The organism is Treponema medium (genome assembly GCF_017161265.1).
Lineage (GTDB): Bacteria > Spirochaetota > Spirochaetia > Treponematales > Treponemataceae > Treponema > Treponema medium.
In genome coordinates, this window is the sequence record NZ_CP031393.1 from 2,562,115 (window position 1) to 2,586,005 (window position 23,891).

18 protein-coding genes, 1 tRNA gene and 1 pseudogene are annotated in these 23,891 nt (G+C 46.8%); 17 read left to right on the plus strand and 3 right to left on the minus strand.

The window, feature by feature from the left end; translation table 11 throughout:
• Positions 1 to 107: 107 nt before the first annotated feature.
• The 13 genes from hslV (at position 108) to DWB79_RS11300 (ending at position 13,049) form a co-directional block, all read left to right on the plus strand.
• Complete coding sequence (gene hslV, locus DWB79_RS11240) at positions 108 to 647, plus strand: ATP-dependent protease subunit HslV (RefSeq protein WP_016524165.1); 540 nt, start codon at positions 108 to 110, stop codon at positions 645 to 647.
• A gap of 21 nt (positions 648 to 668) precedes the next feature.
• A complete protein-coding gene (hslU, locus tag DWB79_RS11245; RefSeq protein WP_016524166.1) occupies positions 669 to 2,129 on the plus strand; it encodes an ATP-dependent protease ATPase subunit HslU in 1,461 nt (486 codons plus the stop codon).
• Positions 2,130 to 2,193: 64 nt separating this feature from the next.
• The gene (gene flgB, locus DWB79_RS11250; protein ID WP_016524167.1) at positions 2,194 to 2,613 is read left to right on the plus strand and encodes a flagellar basal body rod protein FlgB; all 420 of its coding nucleotides are present in this window, start codon (positions 2,194 to 2,196) and stop codon (positions 2,611 to 2,613) included.
• 10 nt (positions 2,614 to 2,623) lie between these two features.
• Complete coding sequence (gene flgC / locus DWB79_RS11255; protein ID WP_016524168.1) at positions 2,624 to 3,079, plus strand: flagellar basal body rod protein FlgC; 456 nt, start codon at positions 2,624 to 2,626, stop codon at positions 3,077 to 3,079.
• Between the two features lie 17 nt (positions 3,080 to 3,096).
• Positions 3,097 to 3,459, plus strand: coding sequence for a flagellar hook-basal body complex protein FliE (fliE, locus tag DWB79_RS11260; protein ID WP_016524169.1), 363 nt, complete (start codon positions 3,097 to 3,099; stop codon positions 3,457 to 3,459).
• 51 nt (positions 3,460 to 3,510) lie between these two features.
• The gene (fliF, locus tag DWB79_RS11265) at positions 3,511 to 5,208 is read left to right on the plus strand and encodes a flagellar basal-body MS-ring/collar protein FliF (RefSeq protein ID WP_016524170.1); all 1,698 of its coding nucleotides are present in this window, start codon (positions 3,511 to 3,513) and stop codon (positions 5,206 to 5,208) included.
• A 1-nt stretch (position 5,209) separates the two neighbouring features.
• Positions 5,210 to 6,271, plus strand: coding sequence for a flagellar motor switch protein FliG (gene fliG / locus DWB79_RS11270; protein ID WP_016524171.1), 1,062 nt, complete (start codon positions 5,210 to 5,212; stop codon positions 6,269 to 6,271).
• Between the two features lie 41 nt (positions 6,272 to 6,312).
• Positions 6,313 to 7,251, plus strand: a complete 939-nt coding sequence (gene fliH / locus DWB79_RS11275) for a flagellar assembly protein FliH (protein ID WP_016524172.1) — start codon at positions 6,313 to 6,315, stop codon at positions 7,249 to 7,251.
• A 3-nt stretch (positions 7,252 to 7,254) separates the two neighbouring features.
• Positions 7,255 to 8,694, plus strand: a complete 1,440-nt coding sequence (gene fliI, locus DWB79_RS11280) for a flagellar protein export ATPase FliI (RefSeq protein WP_016524173.1) — start codon at positions 7,255 to 7,257, stop codon at positions 8,692 to 8,694.
• 6 nt (positions 8,695 to 8,700) lie between these two features.
• The gene (gene fliJ / locus DWB79_RS11285; RefSeq protein WP_016524174.1) at positions 8,701 to 9,144 is read left to right on the plus strand and encodes a flagellar export protein FliJ; all 444 of its coding nucleotides are present in this window, start codon (positions 8,701 to 8,703) and stop codon (positions 9,142 to 9,144) included.
• A gap of 377 nt (positions 9,145 to 9,521) precedes the next feature.
• Positions 9,522 to 10,691 (plus strand): acyl-CoA dehydrogenase family protein, encoded by a 1,170-nt coding sequence (locus DWB79_RS11290; RefSeq protein ID WP_016524175.1) that lies wholly within the window; start codon positions 9,522 to 9,524, stop codon positions 10,689 to 10,691.
• Between the two features lie 68 nt (positions 10,692 to 10,759).
• Positions 10,760 to 11,539, plus strand: coding sequence for an FAD-binding protein (locus DWB79_RS11295; RefSeq protein WP_016524176.1), 780 nt, complete (start codon positions 10,760 to 10,762; stop codon positions 11,537 to 11,539).
• 205 nt (positions 11,540 to 11,744) lie between these two features.
• Positions 11,745 to 13,049 (plus strand): FprA family A-type flavoprotein, encoded by a 1,305-nt coding sequence (locus DWB79_RS11300; protein ID WP_016524177.1) that lies wholly within the window; start codon positions 11,745 to 11,747, stop codon positions 13,047 to 13,049.
• A gap of 238 nt (positions 13,050 to 13,287) precedes the next feature.
• On the opposite strand, the gene rsmD is transcribed toward DWB79_RS11300, so the two are convergent.
• Positions 13,288 to 13,827: a 16S rRNA (guanine(966)-N(2))-methyltransferase RsmD gene (gene rsmD / locus DWB79_RS11305; RefSeq protein WP_016524178.1), complete on the minus strand. Its 540-nt coding sequence runs from the start codon at positions 13,825 to 13,827 to the stop codon at positions 13,288 to 13,290.
• Between the two features lie 10 nt (positions 13,828 to 13,837).
• A complete protein-coding gene (locus tag DWB79_RS11310; RefSeq protein ID WP_016524179.1) occupies positions 13,838 to 14,278 on the minus strand; it encodes a hypothetical protein in 441 nt (146 codons plus the stop codon).
• Between the two features lie 157 nt (positions 14,279 to 14,435).
• On the opposite strand from DWB79_RS11310, the gene DWB79_RS11315 reads away from it, so the two are divergent.
• The 3 genes from DWB79_RS11315 to DWB79_RS11325 all read left to right on the plus strand — a co-directional run bounded on the left by DWB79_RS11315 (position 14,436) and on the right by DWB79_RS11325 (position 21,267).
• Positions 14,436 to 18,953 (plus strand): 2-hydroxyacyl-CoA dehydratase, encoded by a 4,518-nt coding sequence (locus DWB79_RS11315; RefSeq protein ID WP_040859249.1) that lies wholly within the window; start codon positions 14,436 to 14,438, stop codon positions 18,951 to 18,953.
• Between the two features lie 462 nt (positions 18,954 to 19,415).
• Positions 19,416 to 19,997: a hypothetical protein gene (locus DWB79_RS11320; protein ID WP_016524181.1), complete on the plus strand. Its 582-nt coding sequence runs from the start codon at positions 19,416 to 19,418 to the stop codon at positions 19,995 to 19,997.
• Between the two features lie 139 nt (positions 19,998 to 20,136).
• The gene (locus DWB79_RS11325; protein WP_206181007.1) at positions 20,137 to 21,267 is read left to right on the plus strand and encodes a glycosyltransferase; all 1,131 of its coding nucleotides are present in this window, start codon (positions 20,137 to 20,139) and stop codon (positions 21,265 to 21,267) included.
• A gap of 26 nt (positions 21,268 to 21,293) precedes the next feature.
• Here the strand turns inward: DWB79_RS11325 and DWB79_RS11330 are convergent.
• Positions 21,294 to 22,947, minus strand: a pseudogene (locus DWB79_RS11330) (nucleoside kinase).
• Positions 22,948 to 23,418: 471 nt separating this feature from the next.
• On the opposite strand from DWB79_RS11330, the gene DWB79_RS11335 reads away from it, so the two are divergent.
• Positions 23,419 to 23,491 (plus strand) — tRNA-Pro (locus DWB79_RS11335).
• The last annotated feature ends 400 nt before the right edge of the window (positions 23,492 to 23,891 follow it).

Here is a 23,891-nt window from a genome sequence, read left to right on the forward strand (position 1 = left end):
GAAGCAAGTTCCGTGCAGTAGATATGCCGTATATTTTCAAAAGAAGTATAGTATGGTATAATAAGAGCTGATATCAATATATCTTAATACCGTTAATGAGGTTATACATGGGAAAAACGAAGGTGCGGAGTACGACCGTTATTGCCGTCAGACGAAACGGAAAGGTTGCGATGGCAGGTGACGGACAGGTTACGATGGGGCAAACGGTAATGAAAGGCAATGCCCGCAAAGTCCGCAAGATTTACGAAGGTAAAGTGATGACCGGTTTTGCCGGCGCAACGGCAGATGCCTTTACACTGCTCGAAAAGTTCGAGGGGCGGCTCAAGGAATACGGCGGAGACATTACCCGCGCTGCGGTTGAGCTTGCCAAAGAGTGGCGCACCAACAAAATGCTGAAAAATCTTGAAGCACTGCTGTTGGTTGCAGATGCAAAGACCATTTTGCTGATTTCCGGAAACGGGGATGTCATTGAACCGCAAGAAGATGTGCTCGCAATCGGATCGGGCGGCAATTATGCGTATGCCGCAGCACTCGCTATGCTCCGCAACACGGACTTGTCTGCCCGCGAAATTGCAGAAAAAAGCTTAAACATCGCCGGACAGATTTGCGTATACACCAACGAAAACGTACATATAGAGGAAATTTGATAACGAGAGGAAAATACGATTATGACAATCAACTTGGATGAACTCACCCCTCCGCATATTGTGGCGGAGCTTGACAAATATATTATCGGGCAGACAAAGGCGAAAAAGGCTGTTGCCGTTGCTCTGCGAAATAGGACACGTCGGCTCAAATTGAGCGAAGAAATCCGCGAAGAAATAGCGCCGAAGAATATTCTGATGATCGGGCCGACCGGCGTAGGTAAAACCGAGATTGCCCGCCGGCTTGCAAAACTTTCGGGAGCGCCGTTCCTTAAAGTAGAGGCGACAAAGTACACCGAAGTCGGCTATGTCGGCCGCGACGTTGAATCGATGATCCGCGACCTGATGGCTGTCGGCTATTCTATGGTAAAAAGCGAAGTGCAAGAAACGCTGAAAGCGCAGGCGGAAAAAAACACGGAGGAAATCCTCCTCGACCTTTTACTGCCGGGCTCCAACAAAAAGAAGCGAAACCGGAAAGAAAGCTCTAAGCCGCTTTTAATCGCCGGATCGGAACATGATGCAGAGGATGAAAACAGCAGGGAAATTCGAGTGGAAGTCAATTCGGCAGAAGACGGCAATCAAGCTGAAGACGATATGCACGAAACGAGGGAAAAGTTCCGCAAGATGCTGCGGGACGGCAAATTTGAAGATAAAATGGTAGAAGTTTCCGTACAGCAGTCCGGTATGCCGAGTTTTGAAATCTTTGCCGGCGGTTCCAGTATGGAAGACCTCGAAAGCGCGATGTCGAATATCAGCAGTATGCTGATGGGTGCCGGTAAAAGCAAGCGTAAAACGACCAGCGTAAAAGAAGCCCGCATGATCATTATGAACGATCAGCTCGATAAGCTCGTCGATCACGATAAGATTGTAGAAGAAGCAAAAGAACGGGTTGAGCAAATGGGCATCATTTTCATCGACGAAATCGATAAAGTTGCTTCCAAAAGCGAGCGAAGCAGCGGCATCGACGTATCCCGCGAAGGAGTACAGCGCGATATTCTTCCTATCGTAGAAGGCTCCAAAGTCAACACAAAGTTCGGCGTGGTCGATACCCGCCACATCCTATTCATCGCGGCGGGGGCTTTCAGCATTTCAAAACCAAGCGACCTTATTCCCGAATTTCAAGGACGCTTCCCGCTGCGCGTAGAGTTGGAATCGCTCCATGCGGAAGACTTTAAGCGGATTCTGCTTGAGCCTAAAAACGCATTAACCAAACAGTATAAAGCGTTGCTCGAAACCGAAGGACTTACCATCATCTTTAAGGATGAAGCAATCGAGCGTATGAGCAACCTCGCAGCGGAGGTCAACTCGACGATGGAAAACATCGGCGCCCGCCGCCTCCACACGATTATGGAAATGCTGTTGGAGGATATTTCGTTTAACGCAAGCGATATGACCGAAAAAACCGTCGAAATAGACCGCGCGTATGTCGATGAACGGTTAAAAGACATCGTACAGGATCAAGATTTATCACGTTATATCCTGTAACGTTCCTCAAGGGAATTTTTATAATGCCGATATATGAGTATACGAATAATTTAGAGGAGTTGAGATGCACATAAACAGCTTTCAAAAGACAGTTGATCTTTTACACCGTGCGCTTGATGTAAACGCACTCCGCTATACCGTGTCGGCAAATAACCTTGCAAACTCGGAAATACCGGATTTCAAGCGGACATCGGTCAATTTTGAAACGGAGTTAAAACATGCGCTCGATTCCGAAAAACGGGCTGCGGGGCAGTTTCAGTTAGCAGTAACCGATCCCCGTCATATTAAGTCGGACGGTGTTATCGACTATCGTTCGGTTTCTCCGCGGCGTGTGTTGGACTATACCACGACGGCGAAGGCAAACGGCAACAACGTAGATGCTGAGGAAGAAGCGATGAATATCCTCAAGATTCAGATGCAGTATCAGCTGTTGAGTCAGATGACCGGTTTTCAGTACAGCCAAGTACAGTCGGTATTGAAATAAGGAGCAGTAAATGGGTATCTTCAGCAGTATCAACATAGCGGCGACCGGTATGAGCGCCGAACGGCTACGGACTGATGTTATTTCCGATAACATCGCCAATGCTTCCACTACCAGTTCACAGGAAGGAGGCTATTTCCGCCGCAGCCGCGTCGTTCTTGCACAGAAAAATGACGGCATCGATTGGCGGCTCCCCTTTGTTTCTTCCGATATGGATAGAGGAGTCGGCACGGGTGTCCGCGTAACCGGCATCGAAAAAGATAACTCAGAACCGCGGTTGTCGTATGAGCCCGATCATCCCCATGCAATTCTGTCGGGGCCGAAAGCGGGTTACGTTGAATATCCGAATGTGAATATCGTAACGGAAATGGTTGACCTGATCTCCGCGTCTCGTTCTTATGAAGCGAATGCGGCAGTTGTACAGGGGTCAAAAGAAATGTTTCAGCGTGCGCTCGAAATCGGACGCTAACGAGATAAGGGGCACCTATGACAATAACCAATACGGCAACCTTGTATAAGGTTCCGGCTATTATGAAAAATCCGGCAATAGCGCCGATCGCTGTCGATAACTTCCGCAGCCGCATGGTTTCGGATACGGATTTAGTCGATACGGCAGTAAATAAAAAAGCAATGAGCTTTGAACAGACCCTGCTCAAAGCCTTTGACGAAGTAAATGCAAAACAGCAGCGGACTGCGGAACTCGGACAACAGATGATTGTCGATCCGGAATCCGTAGACGTACACGATATTACCATCGCAATGGCGGAAGCCGGTATGTCGCTGAAAATTGCACAGACGCTGATAGACCGCGTCGTAAAAAGTTGGAATGATATTACCATAACCAGATAATGGAGCTGTTATAATTATTGTAGCAGGTTCGTTCTGTAAGGGGGAGGACACATGAACGAATGGTTTAAAAAAACATTAACACAAATCAAAACACTGTGGAGTAAGTGGACGCCTATTCAAAAAGGCATATTGGCAGCTGTCATTGTTGCGGCGGTTGTCATTATCGTCTTGCTTACTTCATGGTCGGCTAAACCCTCACTTGTGCCGCTCATCGATACTCCGGTAACGGATGCAACGGTCAGAGAACGTATCATTCTCAGGCTCAACGAAGAAAATGTGAAAGCGACCGTTTCCCAATCGGGTGTTATCTCAGTGAATGACGAGCAAACTGCTCGCCGGATGCGCGCTATCCTCTTGCGTGAAGACCTTATTCCGCAGAATACCGACCCGTGGGCACTGTTCGATGTAGAGCGCTGGACACGGACGGACTTTGAACGCAATATCGACCTACGGCGCGCCATTACCGAGGAAATCCGTAAACACATTAAAGCGTTGGATGATATCGATGATGTAAATGTTGTTATCAATCCTGCTCAAAAAGAAACCGTTCTGAAAGGTGAAGAAGTGCCGGCAACTGCCAGCGTTATACTGTATCCTAAGCCGGGCAGCGACATCAGCACAAACCGTAAAAAGATTGAAGGCATTCAAAAGCTGCTTAAATATGCCGTTTCGGATTTAAAGGATGAAAACATATCCATAGCAGATAATAATGGAAATATTCTCAACGATTTTGACGGTATGAAGGACTTTGACCGCTTATCTGTTATAGAAAAGCAGCAAAAGCTTATCTCAAAGTTGGAAATGCAGTATGAAGCAAAAATACTGAATCTCTTAAAGCAGACGTATGGAATCGATCGTGTCAGAGATCTCAGTATTAAGATCGACATGGATATGTCGGAAAAGACCGCAGAAACGGTAGAATTCTTGCCCTTCCAGCTGAGACCGGACAATCCTGAAACCCCGTATGATGAATCCGAGGTACGCGCTTCGGTTACCCGCTCTTCGGAAACTGCTACGACAACCTATCAGGGTACCGGCTTTAATCCCGAAGGTCCGGCAGGTGTGGAAGGTCAAACTGCTCCTTCATACAAAGACACCAGTAATTTAACAGGCTTGTCTACGCAGTCGATTGTAAAAACAAATGAAGAAATTGGCAGCCGGAGAACATCCGAGATTGTCAGTCCTGAAATGGGACGCCGTACCGTATCGGTCAATATCGATGGGCAATGGCGCAAAAAGAAAGATGCAAACGGCAATCTCATCATTAAAGACGGACAGATTGAGCGTGAGTATATCCCAATTTCAGATGAAGAATTGCAGAAAGCGACACAAGCGGTACAAAACGCAATCGGATACAACGCACTCCGGAACGATTCGGTAAGCGTTCTTAACATCCAATTCGACCGCTTAGCGGAATTTGAAAAAGAAGATGAAGCTTATTTTAGAGCCGTTCAGCGGCGATGGATATTACTGATCAGCTTAGCATTCCTGTTGCTCATCTTTATCGTCTACCGTATTGTCAGCCGCGAAATCGAACGTAGAAAGCGGCTCCGCGAAGAAGAGCTTTTGCGGCAGCATCAGCTTGAACGCGAAAAAGCACTGTGGGAAGCGGAACAGGCTGGTATGGAAGTTTCAATGTCCGTAGAAGAGATGAAACGGCGCGAACTGTTAGAAAATGTGATAAACAATGCGCGTGAGCATCCTGAAGATGTTGCATTGCTGCTGCGCACATGGTTGATGGAGGAATAGTATGGCAGTATCACCCGCAAAAGAAAAAGCGAATGCAGCAAACAGTAAAAAGCAGAAAGATATAAAATCGCTGAACGGGCGGCAAAAAGCGGCAATTTTCTTGGTTGCGGTGGGAGAAGAAATCTCCGCCAAAATCATGGAACAAATGCGCGAGGACGAAATCGAAAAACTCGTGTTCGAAATCGCCCGTACCGAAACGGTTGAATCAGAGCTGAAAGAAGCGGTATTACAAGAGTTCCAGGAACTGATGGCGGCTCAAAACTTCATTACGACCGGCGGTATCGATTATGCGCGCGGATTATTGGAGAAATCTTTGGGCAGCCAAAAGGCGATTGAGGTTATCAACCGGCTCACCAGCTCGTTGCAAGTACGTCCCTTCGACTTTATCCGGCGTACCGATCCGGCGCATCTTTTAAACTTTATTCAGCAGGAACACCCGCAAACCATTGCACTCATCCTTGCATATCTGGAACCGCAAAAAGCATCGGTTATTTTGCAGAACCTGCCTGATGAAATTCAGAGCGACGTAGCTCGCCGTATTGCAACGATGGATAGAACTTCGCCCGATGTTTTGCGCGAGGTTGAACGGGTACTCGAAAAGAAGCTTTCTACCCTCTCCAGCGAAGATTATACGGCAGCAGGCGGTGTCGAAAGCATCGTTGAAATCCTCAACCTTGTCGACCGGTCATCCGAAAAGTCGATTATCGAATCGCTTGAAGATCAAGACCCCGACCTTGCGGAAGAGATCAAGAAACGCATGTTCGTATTCGAAGATATCGTTATGCTCGACGACCGTTCTATTCAGAAGGTGCTGCGTGAAGTTAACAGTGAAGAGCTTGCAAAAGCGCTTAAGATTGTCGATACCGAAGTACAGGATAAGATATTCAGAAATATGTCCAAACGTGCGGCAAGCATGTTAAAAGAAGAAATGGAATATATGGGACCGACCCGTTTGAAGGACGTCGAAGAAGCACAGCAGAAGATTGTTTCGATTATCCGGCACTTGGAGGACAACGGCGATATTGTTATTGCACGTTCCGACGAAGACGAGATGATTGTCTAACCCAAACAGCATAGTGAGATCGGCAAAAGGAGATTCTGAAAGTGGCTAAAAATATTTTTCGTGATTTTGAAGTTAAAAAGCTCAACGGCGATATGGTGCTGGCATTAGCGAAAACCTTTGAACCGGAAACTACTACCGAGGTGGTAGAAGCTGTTCCGGTTCCCGAAGGGCCAACACTGGAGGATCTCAAAAACGAAGCGGAAGAATTTAAGCGTCAATGGGAAGTTGAAAAAGAACAACTCATTGCCGACGCTCACCGTGAAGCTGATGAAATTATCGAAAACGCAAAAAAAACCGCTTTTGAAGAAGCAAAGCGGCAGATGGATGTGTCCCAAATCGATGCGCAAAAAGCCCGCGAACAGGCTCAAGAAATAGTCAGCGAGGCGGAGAAAAAAGCCGCCGACATTGTCGATAAGGCTGAACAAACCGAAGCGGCTACACAAAAGAAAGCTTTTACCGAAGGTTTCGATGCGGGACGGGAAGCGGGATTTAAAGAAGGAAAAGTCGAAGTAACCCGCTTGATAGAGCGGCTCCATACAATGATCGAACGCACGATGGATAAACGCGAGGAGATTTTAGCGCAAACGGAACAGCAGATTGTCGACCTCGTGCTGTTGATGACCCGCAAGATTGTAAAAGTAATCTCCGAAAATCAGCGAAATGTTGTAACATCGAATATTATCCATGCGCTGCGCAAGGTAAAAGGGCGCGCCGATGTCATTATACGGGTAAACCTTGCCGATGTCGGTTTAACGAGCGAGCATACCAAAGACTTCTTGGCAGCAGCAGAGAATATCAAAAACATCACTGTTGTGGAAGACCTATCGGTCGATGCGGGCGGCTGTATTATCGAAACCGACTTCGGTTCGGTAGATGCACGTATCGCCTCTCAGCTGCATGAGCTTGAACAACGCATCCTCGAAATATCTCCGATACGGACGCGGGCGGCTTCCTCCGACGGGTCTTCAAATCGAAAGTAGCTTATGACGTCGCCTTTTGATAAATACCTTGACGCAGTTTCCGAAACGGAACCCATTAAGCGCACCGGTGTTGTCAGCCGGGTGCAGGGGCTTCTTATCGAAAGCCGCGGCCCGCAAGCCTCCGTCGGGGAATTATGCAGAATCAATCTAAAAGATAACACAGAGAGTATTATCGCCGAGGTTATCGGTTTAAACGGTTCAACCGTACAGCTGATGACCTACGAAGATATACAGGGAGTGGAAATCGGCTGTGAGGTTATCGCGAGCGGCACAATGCTTTCCGTACCAGTCGGGTCGGTACTGCTCGGCCGTGTTGTCGATTCGCTTGGAAGGGCGGCGGACGGTAAACAGGAACCCTACTCTCCCCTTCACTACCCTATTCTTACGCCGCCGCCCGATCCGATGGAACGGCGCCCCATTAAAGAACGAATCGTAACCGGTATCCGTGCTATCGACGCACTCCTTGCTGTCGGCAGGGGGCAGCGTATCGGTATCTTTGCCGGTTCCGGTATCGGTAAATCAACCTTGATGGGCATGATTGCGCGGAACACGAGCGCCGACGTCAACGTTATTGCGCTTATCGGCGAACGCGGCCGCGAGGTAAACGATTTCTTGGAACACGACCTCGGCCCTGAAGGGCTCAAGCATTCGGTTGTGGTAACCGCTACATCGGATACCAGCCCGCTTGCCCGTATCCGCGGCGCATACACGGCAACGGCAATCGCCGAGTATTTCCGCGACCAAGGAAAGGATGTGATGCTCCTTTTCGATTCAGTTACCCGCTTTGCCAAGGCTCAGCGCGAAATCAGCCTCGCGATCGGAGAACCGCCGGCAACCCGCGGCTACACTCCGAGCGTTTTTGAGGTACTGCCTAAACTGCTTGAGCGGAGCGGAACTTCTGCAAAAGGTTCGATTACCGGGTTTTATACCGTACTCGTTGACGGCGACGACATGGACGAGCCGATTTCCGATGCGGTACGCGGTATTTTGGACGGGCACATTGTGCTTAACCGGAAACTTGCACAGCGCGGGCACTACCCTGCCATTGACGTACTCGGCAGTATTTCCCGTTTGGCAAACCGCGTCGCAGGGGAATGCAGTAAAAAAGCAGCACAGTATATGCGTAAATTGATGGCAGTCTATGCCGATGCCGAAGATATGATTCAAGTCGGCGCGTATCAAAAAGGCAGCAATCCCGCCATCGACGAGGCGATCGCACACCATGATAAAATCGAAACTTTTTTACAGCAAGAGGTAAACGATCCTGCACCCATCGAAAAAACGCTGGAACAACTCAGCGCTATTACCCACATCGACATACCGAACGAAGAAAGCTTCCAAGCAGGAGCAGGTGCGGCAAAAAAATACCTGATGCCGTCGGAAGCTGCCGACTTGTACAAAGCTGAAATTGAAAAGCCACCTGCGGATTACGCGGAAGAATAATCCCCTATGAAGAAATTTCAGTTTTCGCTTCAAAAGCTCTTGGATATCCGCACTTTCCGCGAAAAAGAAGCGGAAACCAACCTTGGGCGTGCCGTTGCTGCCCGCGAAGCGATTGTGTTGCGCCTTACCGAAATCGCACAGGAAGAAATAAAAACACGCCGATCACTTGGGGTAAGCCTTAAAACTCCCACTGAGTTCGCCTTGCACGAAAACTACTTGGAACGGCTCCATAATGACCGCGAAAAACAGGAAAAAGCGCTGGTAGAGGCGGAACTCGTCATCGAAAAAATGCGAAAAATCTATATCAAGGCACATCAGGAGCGGCTCATCGTATCAAAGTTACGGGAACGGAAAGAAGTCGAATGGAAAGCTGAGGGGCTGAAACAACAGGATGCAATTCTCGACGACATCGTAAATGCCCGCGAATATAGAAAAAGTCAAAAATTATAGCCCCCTATACACTCAGTCCATATCAAAACACATCAAAAAACCACCATATCCGATATTTTTCAGTAAGCCTCATTTCTTTCAAAAAAAATAGGAATAATTCTTAACTTTATGATTGACAAATCTTTTATACCTGCTTTACAATAGAAATTAGGAATGAAGTGCAGCTTCATAACGCATTGCATAAAGTTTTCACAAATTTCATGCAGTTTATTGTAAAAAAGGGGCAAACACACCAGATAGTGTAGAAGCAAATCGCAGAATAATAGGTTGGGAGACCATTTGAACCGCGAAGAGGTTCAACTCTGGTTGACCGACCTATTATTCTGCTTGGTTATTCAGAAAGTATCTGATGCGTTTGCCCCTAATCAGGAGGTATTATGTTATTCAAAACGACAGAAGCACACGAAACCTTGCGAAAGCAAGTTCGCGAATGGGCTGAAAAAGAAGTAAAACCGATCGTACTCGAAAAAGATCGTGGCCCTGTTGAAGAGGCGTGGATGGAAGATCAGGTAAAGCAGATGGCTGCTCACGGATGGCTTGGAGTTCCCTATTCCAAGGACTACGGCGGAGCGGGGCTTGATGTTATCAGCTATGCAATCGTTGTTGAAGAGCTTTCCCGCGTGGACGGCGGTATCGGCGTTATCTGTTCGGCTCATACATCTTTAGGCGCATATCCGATCGCAGAGTTCGGTACGGAAGCGCAAAAGCAGAAATATTTGATTCCCCTTGCGAAAGGCGAAAAAATCGGTGCATTCGGTTTGACAGAACCCAATGCAGGCAGTGATGCCGGCGGTACCGAAACCGAATATATCGATGACGGAACCAATTATATTCTGAACGGTTCAAAGATATTTATCACCAATGCGCCTAAGGCTGACACATACGTTGTATTTGCGGCGAATCCTGATGTTCCCGGAACAAAGGGAATCAGTGCATTCATCGTAGAAAAAGGTGATGAAGGCTTTGAGTTCGGCGAACACTATGACAAGCTCGGTATCCGTACATCCGCAACCGCAGAACTCATCTTCAACGAAGTAACGCTTCCCAAAGATCGCCTACTCGGTAAGGAAGGTGAAGGCTTCAAAATCGCTATGAAGACCCTCGACGGCGGGCGTATCGGTATTGCGGCGCAGGCGCTCGGTATCGCACAAGGCGCGTATGAAGAAGCGGTAAAATATGCACGCACCCGCGAACAGTTCGGTAAGCCGATCGGTGCACAGCAAAACCTCGCATTTAAGTTGGCCGATATGCTGACAAAGATCGAAGCTGCCCGCCTTCTCATCTACAAAGCCGCGGAGAAGAAAGAAAACCACGAGGACTACGGCCTCGATTCCGCAATGGCAAAGATGTATGCATCGGATATCGCGCTTGAAGTGGTAAATAATGCACTCCAAATCCACGGCGGTTCAGGATTTATTAAAGGAATTCCGGTAGAAAAGATGTACCGCGATGCCAAGATTACCACCATCTACGAAGGCACCAACGAAATCCAGCGGCTCGTTATTGCGTCGAAGATATTGGGAAAACTCGGTAAAGCAAACAGATAAATCTAAGGGAAACCTCTAAAAACTCAAGTTTTTAGAGGTTTTTGATAAAGTTTTTATAGGAGTATGAAATGGCAGTAGCTCGATTAAAAGGTGATCCGAGAATCGGTATTACCGGCATGCGCAAACGTATCTTCCCCGATGGCGATACGATGAAAGAAAAAGTCCACAAGGTAATTCAACAGTTGGTTGAAGTTGAACGCTTTAAGTTCTACAAAGATGTGGATATCAATTCAGTAATGGCAATGGCGCCGATCGGTGTTTCAGGCGGCCGCGGCGTAAAAGATAAGGAAACGTGGCATTTAATAGAAGATTTGGCAAAGGCAGCAGGCGCTTCCATCGGTTCTTCCCGCCCTGCAGCGGAAACCTTGAAGTACGTTCCGGTACAGCGCTATGTCGGCATGTCCGGTCAAAAGTTTAAAGGGAACTTGTATTTTGCAATCGGTATTTCCGGAGCTATTCAGCACCTAAAAGGCATTAAGGATGCTTCCCGCATTATTGCCATCAACAAGAACAAGAAAGCTCCGATTTTTTCACACTGCGATTACGGTATCGTCGGCGATTTGGAAGAAGTTATTCCGATCTTAATTGAAGAACTCAATGCGCTGTCAAAAGAAGAACTGACCTTCCCCTATCCGAAGATTAAGAAAGCGCCCGTGCCCCGCCCCTCGCCTATCGGCCCCCGTTATGTCTGTTTGGGCTGCGGCTATAAGTATGTACCGGAAGAAGGAAATAAGGATGCGGATATCCCGCCGGAGACTTTGTTTGAGCATCTTGATCCCGAATTTACCTGTCCCGACTGCGGCGAAGCGAAAGACCGCTTTATCAAGCTGACGTTCCGCAACAACTAATAGCCAAGTACTATTTCGGATGTTCAAACATCCTACAAAAGTTTTTATAGGAGTTTGATAAAAAGCGCCGTCTAAAATGTCGCCGCCGCTTTTTATCTCAAGTTTACGTTGCAAACTTGATTATTTACGAGTGCGCGTAACGCGCACGGCTAAAAACTTTTTCGGATGTTCAAACATCCTACAAAAGTTTTTATAGGAGTTTACTATGTACAATGTACGTGAAATTACAAAAGATGTATGGTGGGTCGGCGGCCACGATCACCGCTTAACACTATTTGAAAATATGCATCCGATCCCCCTCGGAGTGAGCTATAACGCCTATCTTCTGTTTGATAAGAAGAGTACCATTCTTTTTGATACGGCGGAATGGTCAGCCTGCCCGCAGCTGATGGAAAACATCTCGTATCTGCTGGAAAAATACGGACGTGATAAGGTCGATTACCTTGTTGTAAATCACATGGAATGCGACCACTCTTCCTCTGTTACCACCGTGTTGGACAAATGGGCGCCGACGATTATCTCTACGGAAAAAGGCTTTATGCTGATGCGTCAGTTCGCCTATGATCCTGACAACTACAAAACGGATACCGTCAAAGAAGGCGACACCCGCACCTTTGAAGATCACACTATCGCCTTTGTTGAAGCGCCGATGGTGCACTGGCCGGAGGTTATGATCACTTTGGACGTAACCAACGGAGTACTCTTCTCTGCAGATGCGTTCGGTTCGTTTATCGCGCTTGACGGTAAACTCTTTGCAAAAGAAGTAAACTACCCGCGCGACTGGATGGATGAAGCACGCCGCTATCTGACGAATATCGTCGGTAAGTATGGCCCTGAGGTTATGCACTTAGTAGGAAAAGTCCTGAAGCTCGATCTCTTGCCCAAGATTAAATACATCTGTGCGCTGCACGGTTTGGTATGGGAGGCCGAAAACTTCCCCTACATCCTCGATAAATACCTGCATTGGGCGACGTATACGCCGGAAGAAAAAGGCGTTTTGCTGGTGTACGGTTCTATTTACGGCAATACCGAATCGGCTGCATTTGCGCTTGCTTCAAAGATTGTTGAAAAAGATATCACGAATGTATCGGTGTACGATGCATCGAGTACCCATGTGTCGTATCTTATTTCCGAGGCATTCAAGTTCAGCCATATCGTTATTTGTTCTCCGACATACAACCTGAACATTTTCCCGCCGATCCATGAGTTCTTGGATCACATGCGGCTTTTAAACTTACAGAATAGAAAAATCGCTATTGTGGAAAACGGTTCATGGGCAGTACGGTCGGGAGATCTTATTCAGGAATTTATCGAAAAAAATATGGATGATATGGAAATTCTGAATGAACGCATTACAATCGCTTCGACGATGAGCCCCGATAAGGGCTATGAGCTTGATTCTATGGCTCAAGCCATTGCCGATTCTATGAATGCGACGGATATTCCCTTACCGGAAGGTGTGCCGCAGCTAGACGTCTCCGGCATCCATTTCGCACGGGAAAGAAGGTAAACCTGCCAGCGAATGTACCTCCGTGTACATTCGCTGGCGGCGAGTTTTTGCTTTGCAAAAACATCGCTACTTCATAGAACCACCGCCATCCGTGGCGGTTCTGAACAGCCCTTCCGTAAGCCTTTTGGAAATAGACGGTATAGATACAAGGAGCTAGCTGAAAATAAAGCGCAGGCGTATCTATGATACGTTGAGCATTTATTTTCAGCGTACGACGCAGTAGATATACCGTATATTTTCAAAAGGCGGTTGACTTCCGATAGAAATCCACTATCGATCGGCCGTAAGCGCGTTGATCGATGCGGGTTAATGATAGGATTTGGTCGGGCAGCTCTTTTTCTTTGGGGCGATGTATCAGCGTAAGCCCTCCGGCAGCAAGAATCGGTTTTTCGGCGATTGTATGTAACAGATCATAATGGAACTGATATGGGAAAGGGGGGTCAAGATAGATAATATCAAAGATATGTTTAGAGCGCTGAAGATAAAGCTCCACCGGCATACATTTACACTCAAGTTTTTTATCCGCAAGCGCGACATTTTTTAACAAAATAGGGAATTTATCTTTATCTTTTTCCACCAATACGACAGGATATGCCCCTCGCGAATAGGCTTCAAGTCCGCACATACCGGATCCGGTAAAGAGATCTAAAAAAGATTTTCCTTCCAAATTACCTAAAATCCCAAAGAGCGATTCTCTCATTCTATCCATTGCCGGCCGGATAATACCCTTAGGGCATTGAACTTGCCGGTTTTTCAGTGTTCCGCCTGTTATTCGCATATCGATATATTTAAATACAAAGAAGCTGACTTAATTCATTTTGAGAAACAATCTGATACGCATCAAGATTCTTATCACTTTCTTGAATCCGTTTTTCTATTCGGTCTTTTGTATCGGTATGCAGCTTATAATAAGCACTCAGATCGGTACCCGAAACAGGCAAAGTAATCTGTTTTTCGATTGTTTTAGCAGCGAATGCTTTTAAGAGCAATAAATAATCCGTTTCGCACGAATAGAGGCTCTGCATAATCGGAAGATATTCAGGCAGATGAGAAAGATTCTGCACTTCGACAAATAGCGATTGCAGCGTATCAGATATAAAAGATATATCAGCAATGGTTTTTTCTAAAAACATATTTTCAGACAGTTCTAGCGTTAAACCTTCGGTGGTAATATTGATTATTTTTGCAAGTTGATACAGGTTATCATGAAATGCAGTATTTTTAAGCATAGAACGCCTCCCTTTCTACGTTTTCAGTATCGGCATTTTCGCAACAAATATGAGCTTTGCCGAATTTTGCGGGATTGTTAAGAAACAGTCTGACACGATTGTCTAGCCCTCTCTATTTATCTTGTAATTTTTTATGCAATGTGGCAGTATGATACACATGGTTTCCAATAATAAACTTCAAATGGGAATAGATGTCGGATCGACGACCGTAAAAACGGTGATTTTATCCGCTGATAATTCCATAATATATAGCCGCTATGAACGGCACCGCGCAGACATCCGTAAAACAATTATCGTGGTGGTAACGGAAGCATTGGATGCAGCCGCAAAAATCTACGGCGACCATACTCAATTACAAGTCCGGGTAACCGGATCCGGCGGCTTGGCTGTTTCAAAGTGGCTCTCCGTACCTTTTGTGCAGGAGGTTGTCGCCGCGGCTGTCGCTGTGCAAGCAAAGATTCCGCAAACCGATGTCGCAATCGAGTTGGGCGGTGAAGATGCTAAAATCACCTACTTCGGCCATTCAGTTGAACAGCGTATGAACGGTACCTGTGCAGGCGGTACGGGCGCCTTTATCGACCAAATGGCGGCGCTCCTCGAAACCGATGCGACGGGGTTAAATGAACTTGCCAAAAATGCAACAACGATTTATCCCATTGCCGCCCGCTGCGGTGTCTTTGCAAAGACCGACGTACAGCCCCTCATCAATGAAGGAGCACGGCGGGAAGATATTGCCGCAAGTATTTTTCAGGCGGTTGTCAGCCAAACGATTTCAGGCCTTGCGTGCGGAAAACCTATCCGCGGGCGTTGCGCCTTTTTGGGCGGCCCCTTACACTTTCTCGACCAGCTGCGGCAGCGGTTTATCGAAACACTGCACCTTGCGGATGACGAAATCATCGTGCCGGAAAACTCCGAGCTATTTGTTGCGCTGGGCGCAGCGCTCAGTGCCGGATCCAATCAATCGTTGAGGGCATCGCCCCACCGAACCGTCCACAACGGCAGCGAATCGGCGGAAATTTCATGCACGGCGCCGACGCAGACACAGCTACTGCGAACGGGCTTCCGCGCTCAGCCGGATGCAACGCCTGAAATCACCAATACAACGGTATTTACGAACCCCGCCGCGCTGACCATAGAAATACTGCGGAATAAACTCGGCTCCCTCGCCGATGCAGAAATGCAGGAAGTCCAGCGGCTGCCGCCTCTTTTTGAAAACGATGCGGCGCTTGCAGCTTTCCGTGAACGGCATGGGCGGGAGCGGGCAGAAACCGCTCCGCTTGAAGCAGCGGCCGGTCCCGTGTTCCTCGGCATGGATGCCGGTTCAACCACAACAAAGGCTGTGCTTATCGACCAAGAGGGAAGAATCCTCTGGCAGTTCTACGAATCAAATGCAGGCAATCCGGTCAATCTTGCGGTAACCATGCTGCAATCCCTCTATAAACAAATTCCGAGCGGCGCGCGTATTGCCCGCTCTTTATCTACCGGCTACGGTGAAGGGCTCTTTCAAGCGGCTTTCGGTGTTGATACGGGAGAAGTTGAAACCATCGCACATCATCGCGCAGCCGATTTCTTTCTTCCCGGTGTCGAATTTTTGCTCGACATCGGCGGACAGGATATGAAATGTATCCGTATGAAGAATAACTGTATCAGCTCCATCCAATTAAACGAAGCTTGCTCTTCGGGCTGCGGCAGCTTTTTGGATAACTTTGCCCGCTCGCTCGGTATGCAGGTTACAGACTTTTCAACTCAAGCGCTCCTCGCACCAAAGCCTATCGACCTCGGAAGCCGCTGTACGGTCTTTATGAACAGCCGTGTTAAGCAGGCGCAAAAAGAAGGAGCCTCCGTCGGCGATATTTCGGCGGGGCTTTCGTATTCGGTTATCAAAAACGCCCTCTTTAAGGTTATCAAACTGAGAAATACCGCCGCTATCGGTGAAAAGGTCATCGTTCAAGGCGGGACATTCCACAATGATGCGGTATTGCGCGCTTTCGAGCTGATTACCGGCAGAGAAGCAGTGCGTCCGGATATCAGCGGCTTGATGGGTGCATTCGGCGCAGCGCTTCTCGCCCGCGACCAATGGAAGGAGCAAGGGGCAGACGTACACGTCCGCTCGAATATCTTACCGGCAGAAGGGCTTGATGCGCTAACCGTCAAGCTTGATCTTTCCCGTTGTGGCAAATGCGCCAACAACTGCCTTTTAACCGTCAACCGATTTAATACACCCTCAGCGGGTACCCGCATCTTCATTACGGGAAACCGCTGCGAACGCGGCGCCGAAATAGCGGAAACGGAAAATGCTCAGTCAAAAGAATCGCCGTTAAAAGCCGGTAAAAAGAAACTGAATAACGGCATTCCCAATCTCTTCGATTGGAAGTATAAACGTATATTCTCGTATAAGCCGCTACCGGAGGCCGAAGCCGCACGGGGCGTTATCGGGATTCCGCGCGTGCTCAACCTATATGAAAACTATCCATTCTGGTTCACGCTTTTAACCGAGCTGAAATTCTCAGTAAAATTATCGCCGCGTTCCTCTCGTAAACTCTATGAACTGGGATTGGAATCCATCCCGTCGGAATCGGTATGTTACCCCGGTAAAATTTCTCACGGGCATATTGAAGCGCTCTTAAAAGCGGGCGTTACAACGATCTTCTATCCTTGTATACCCTACGAATTGAAAGAAGACCCTAAAGCAAATAACCATTTTAACTGCCCCGTTGTAACGAGCTATCCCGAAGTTCTCAAAAACAACATCGATGCGCTGCGGCAGGACGAACATATCCGTTTCCTTAACCCGTTTTTACCGCTCTATAACGAAAAACGGCTTGGAGAGCGGCTCCATGAAGAACTCAATAAATATTGGGATATTCCGCTTGCCGAAATTCGCGCCGCCGTTCGGAAAGCGAAAGAGGAAGCGGAAGCGGTAAAAAAGGAGACCCAGTTCCAAGGCGAGGCTGCGCTCCGAACAATAAAAGAACAGAGGCTTATCGGTATTGTGCTTGCCGGACGGCCGTATCATCTTGATCCGGAAATCAATCATGGCATTCCAGAACTCTTGACGGGCTTAGGACTTGCCGTATTAACCGAGGATTCCGTTGCCCATTTAGGCAAACTTCCCCGTCCGCTTCGGGTTGTAGACCAATGGGTATACCACAACCGGCTGTACCGCGCCGCCGAATTTGCCGCACGGCAGGATAACCTCGCGTTTATTCAACTGACCAGCTTCGGCTGCGGTCTGGATGCGGTTACCGCCGACCAAGTGCAGGAAATTACCGAAGCGAATGGGAAAATGTATACCCTGCTCAAAATCGATGAAGGATCCAACCTCGGCGCGGTGCGCATCCGCATACGCAGCCTCATGGCCGCTATCCGCGAACGTAGCAAAGGCACGCCCGTCAAGGCGCCGGGATACCGCGGCTTTAAACGAGTTGAATTTACCGAAGATATGAGCAAACGGTATACCGTTCTTGCGCCGCAGATGGCGCCTATCCACTTTGACTTACTGGAGGCAGCTTTTCAACATTCGGGATTCAATCTTGTCATATTGCCGGAAACCGATCCTCAGGCAATCGACTGTGGGTTACGATATGTGAACAACGATGCCTGCTATCCTGCCATTATCGTCGCGGGGCAGATGATTTCGGCGCTACAATCGGGTAAATACGATCTGAATGCGACGGCGCTCATCATCACGCAAACGGGGGGCGGGTGCCGTGCAACAAACTACATCGGGTTTATCCGGCGGGCGTTGGAAGATGCGGGCTTAGGATATATCCCTGTAATCGGGTTAAGTGCACAGCAGATTGAAAAAAATTCCGGCTTTAAACCGACATTCGGTTTAGCAGACCGCGCGTTAAAAGCGCTCTGCCTCGGTGATTTGCTGATGCGCGTACTCTACCGTACCCGCCCATACGAGCAGGAACAGGGTGCGGCAAATGCACTCTACCGGCGCTACGCAGACAGGATAAAGACCGAATTGAAACACATGACCGGGCGAGATTATCGCAGGGTTGTACGAGATATTGTACACGACTTTGATACGCTGCCGCTTATTCAAGAGGAAAAACCTCGAATCGGTGTAGTCGGTGAAATTTTAGTAAAATTCCATCCGACAGCCAATAACGATATTGTCGGTACTATTGAGCGGGAAGGCGCCGAATGCGTTATGCCCGACTTGATGGACTTCTTCTTCTACTCGTTATTCGACGGGCTTTACTACGAAACTTCGCTGGAATCGAGCGCATTTAATCAGTTCAAATATCACGTTGCAATTTGGTATATCGAACGATACCGCAAGGGGATGAAAAAACAGCTGAATAAAAGCCATCGTTTCACCGCTCCCGAATCGATCTACAACTTGGCAAAGGGCGTTTACGGAGTTCTTGATTTAGGCAATGTCGCCGGTGAAGGCTGGTTCCTTACCGCCGAAATGGTCGAGCTTATCAAGTCTGGAGTTGTCAGCATCGCCTGTTTACAGCCGTTTGCCTGTCTCCCCAATCACGTTACCGGCAAGGGAATGATTAAAGAGTTGCGCCGGCGGTATCCCGATGCACAGATATCCGCAATCGATTTTGACCCGGGTGCAAGCGAGGTAAATCAGCTCAATCGTCTCAAGCTCCTGCTGGCAAATGCGCCCTACGGCGAACATCCAGACGAAATGAATCGGAAGCGCGCATAACACGGAACTCAGTTTTTGCCTAACACTGTCAATAAATGATGAAGATCCATAAGGCAATCGAACATAATATGGGACAGAGGGATTTTCTTGAAATTTTTATTTTTATAGATTCTGGCAAAATTCAATGCAAGTTTTCGTGATATATTCATATTTTTTTGAATATTTTCATTTTGCGCCCTGAAATAATCTTCCATGCAGCGCACACCAAGCAGCCAATGAATGGTTTCAAGGCTCCATTCTATTCTTGCATAGTGAAGTATGTCGTTTGATTTGCCTTCGACACTTTTATTATTGCTTATTTTTTGAGTAGCCTTTTGAAAACTGAGTTCCGCTGAAGGGTAACATATCCTATTGCGTTATAAAATGGATAATGGTATAGTAGATCAATATTAAAGAACTCCTTAGATTAGACATTCAGGCTCTCTATATAGAGCCTTTAAAGAGCATGTGGAGATTACCCGGATGGAAAAAATAGTAAAATTGTTGCACCGCAAAAGCTGTGTAGTGCTTACGGCACTGTGTGTGCTGACTTTTAGTACTTGCCGCTTTCCATACACGGTAAAAAATGCCCGTTTTAAAAATGAGTTTTCATGGGTGTATGCTGAAAAAGATTTTAACTTTAAAAATGCCGACAAGGTGCAAGGAACTTTTACATTGCCTAAAAATGTTAAGCATAAGGGATTGTGTTTTGTTGCAATGTTTCCGGCAACTTTCCGTAATAATAAGTGGAGTGCTGTTATAAAAATACCTTACAAGCTTACTCTTACATGGGACGGCGGCAGCTTATTAAAAGAAGAAGATGTAGAAGCAAAAAGTGATTGGTTCGGACTTAATGTGTATTTCTCCGAGGAGGAGATAAGAAAACTGCCGGTACAACAAACAATTATCTATACATTGGAATATGAAGCCGGTGTATATACTAAACTACAGGATACAGCTGAGCTTGATAAGCTCGCCGATCTGCAGGATCATCCTGAAAGCTATCCGAACTTTTATGACGCGGTCTTTGTTGTAGCCGAGCGCTCAACAAAGAAGATGCCATAAGCTTAAAATTAGAAATGATATTTTTAGGGAATTCATATTTTTTTTGACGGGGTACTTGACACGTAATGCAAAGGGGATATAATGCAACTCAACTCAACTCAACTCAACTCAACTCAACTCAACTCGATTCAGACGGATTTTGCTCGTTTTAGATCAATATGATGGAGAAAATAACGGTACTACGATGACTGCCCGCCGATTGGCAGAAGGGCTTCGAAACGTTGGATACGAAGTAAAGATTGTAAGTACGGGAAAAGAAGCGCCTGATAAATTCGTAGTTCCGCCGCTTACAATGCCGTCTTTTATGCGTAATATTATCAGTGCTCAGGGCATGATAATCGCAGGATCGGATAAAGAAACTCTCAGAAAAGCAATCGCATGGGCGAATTTAGTTCATTTTGTCATGCCTTTTTTTCTTTCTAATGCAGGAGTTAAGATTGCGCAGGAATTAGGCGTACCGCATACGGCGGCTTTTCATGTCCAGCCACAAAATATTACCTATTCAATCGGTATGGGAACCGCTAAACTTCCCAATACCTTTCTATACAACTTGATGCGTGATCATTTTTTTAAGTACTTCAGACGTATTCACTGCCCAAGCCGTTTTATTGCTCATCAGCTTGAAGAACATGGATATACAGCGCAACGCTATGTCATTTCCAATGGTGTTGATCCTCACTTTCGATATATCAAAGCTGAAAAGCCTACGGAATTGCAAGACCGTTTAGTTATTCTGATGATCGGCAGGCTTTCAAAAGAAAAACGCCAAGACCTCCTCATGGAAGCAGCAAAGCTTTCTCGTTATGCAAACCGTATTCAGCTTATCTTTGCCGGAAAAGGTCCACTTAAAAAACAATATCAAAAACAAGGAACAGCGTTGCCGCACCAGCCTATCTTTACGTTTTGCACACAGGAAGAACTTATCACGATTATATCGTATGCCGATCTGTATGTGCATACTGCCGATGCCGAAATTGAAGCGATTGCCTGTATCGAAGCTTTTTCATGCGGCTTAGTACCCGTCATTGCAAACAGCGATCAATCGGCTACGCCTCAGTTTGCTCTTGATGACAGGAGTTTATTTGAGGCGGGTAATGCCCGTGCACTTGCGGATAAAATCGATTATTGGTTTGACCATCCGGAAGAGCGCAAGGCACAGGAAATCCGCTACGCCGAATACGGTAAAGAGTTTGACCATGCGCGCTGTGTGGCGCAGATGGTACGTATGTTTGAAGAAGAAATGAATGATCCTTTTTACGGCAGCCGGTAAAACTGCCGTAAGGTTGCCTGTGTTACTTAGTGGTACGAAAAATCGCTATCGCCGATAAACTCCCGTAAAATGGACTGGCCGTGTACGAAAGAGGGAGAGACCGAAAGGAAGTTATTCAGGAAGATGAGCAGCCGAGATGCTTCGCTGTATGCCGGATCGGTGGGCTTTACCGCACGGAGCAGCGGTTCCGCATAAAATTTTCAGTACCGAAAGTTCATAATCAAGCGCCGTATTAAAGATAACGTCGGCGGTATTTTGGTACGGGAAAATATGTTTTGCCTCTCCAGCCCGCACATCCGACCACATACCGATGGTAATCGAAGCGGAACTTCCTCTAAATTGAGCATCACGCACGATACGCCGCAAGAGCCGGTTATCGGAAGTCGGTATCCGGTTGTGATCATCCAAGGTCAGCTGTGTTAATGCCGAAAGATATATTTTAAATTTAAGCGAAGCGTCTATCTGCGGGGTTAAATTGTCATTTAATCCGTGTATTCCTTCCAAAATAAGAATAGAGCGGCTGTTAAGGCGGAGTTTTTTTCCTGTATAAAACCGTTCGCCTGTTTTGAAATTATAAGACGGCAACTCAACTTCTTCACCTGCAAACAGTTTAAGCAACAGCTCATTCAAAAGCGGAACATCCAAAGATTCAAGACATTCAAAGTCGAGTTTTCCGTCCTTATCGCGCGGGGTCTTATCTCTGCCGACATAATAATCGTCAAGGCTGATAACATACGGTTCATATCCTACGACGCGCAACTGCATCGAAAGCTTTTTTGCAGAGGTTGTTTTTCCTGAACTGGACGGCCCCGCAATTAGAATCACTTTGACATTTCCTCTGTTTCTAATTTGCTCAGCAATGTGCGCCAGTTTATTATTCTGCAATGTTTCCGTAATTTCAACAAAGTCTTTAGTTTTACGGTTTTCGATAATTTCATTTAATTGACCGACGGAAGAAACGCCGATCACCTTACCCCACGTTTTATATTCTTTGTACACAGTAAAAAGATGCGGGATGTCTTTAAATTTTGGCAACGTGTCGGTATCGGCGGTCGCAGGAAAGCGAAGCAAAAAACCGTCCTCGTACTTCATTAATCCGAATACTTTTAAATAGCCGACACGATCCATCAGCGGCTGGAAGTATAAGTCGTAATAATCGTCGAGTATATTGATCGTGATTTTCGGTCTGCTATTGTAGGAAAGCAGCCGGTATGCATCGGGCTGATTAGTGTTTGCGAAGAGCTCCAAGGCTTCGGCATACGCGACTGATTGCGTTTGTATCGGTAAATCCGCATCGACCATTTCATGCATTTTATCTTCGATTAGCTTGAGATCGATATCGGAGGCATGGGCACCTTCAAAAGTGTAATAGTACGAGTAGCCGAAGCTGTGTCCAACCAAGAGCCGTAAATCGGGATACACTTTTCGTGCGGCAGCGGCTAACAGAAAACACAGCGTGCGCCGGTAAATATTTGAGCCTTCGTAGGTTCCTTTTAATACAGGCTTTATGGTAGCGCGCACATCAATCATCTTGTTTAACGGAACCAATTCGTTATTTACTTTCATACCGAATGCAACCGTCTCCGGCTCTCTACAATATGCCAATGCGGCACGTGCAGAAATCGGTTCGACAAACTGTTTTTTTGAACCGTCCGGAAATGTAATCTCAAACCCTTTCATAAAAGCCTCCGCCATGGCGGCAACCGCACCAGATGTATTTTAAGCGGTTGCCTTCCTTTTGTACGAAATTTTATCTAAAATTTCGTACAGTTTATTTAGGAGAAGGGCAATCGTACCAGACGGGTAAATCAAATTCCGTAGAAACAAGGGGTTGTGAGACCATTTGAACCATCTTCAACTGTTGTACATCCGTGTACAACAGTTGAAGGCGAGTTTTGTGCGTGCACAAAACATCGCTGCTGTATGGAACCACTGCCATCCTTGGCAGTTCTGGTTGAACAGCCCCAGTATTTCTGCGGGGATATGCAAAAATGTCTGATGTATTTGCCCTGACTTCCGCTTGACAGGATACTTTATTTTCAGTAAAGTTACAACTCTTACTAAGTAACTGGTGGCATCTCTAAAAACTTGGTTAGATTTTTAGAGGTTCCTTGGTGTATGCCGTATTTCAGTTACCGGTAATGTGTATAACGGGATGTAGCCTAGGGGCTAAGGCGTCTGGTTTGGGACCAGAAGATCGGGGGTTCAAATCCCTCCATCCCGATAGTTTATTTCAGCGATGATTACGTTATGCTTTTTGCAAGATGAGCAAAGGAAGCCCCCCTGTATAGGAGCGAGGGAAGCTGCGGCGAGGGCAGTTGGTTCAATTCCAACCGCCTTTACTCATCGTATCTTTTCATTTTAATGCTCCATCAGTTACTTGATAATACAAGGGTACCTCTAAAAACCCGAATTGTAGGCTTCTTTTCTTAGACAAATCACGATTTTATACAGTTTTTTCGTATTCTTAGTTGTTTATTCGATGGCGGGTATTAAAGCCGACTGCAACCACCTCGTCAAAAATATACATCCTTGTACATTTTTGACTGCGAGTTTTTTACAAAGCAAAAAACCCGTTTCTGTTTGGAACCACCGGCATCCGTGCCAGATCGCACACACAGTGC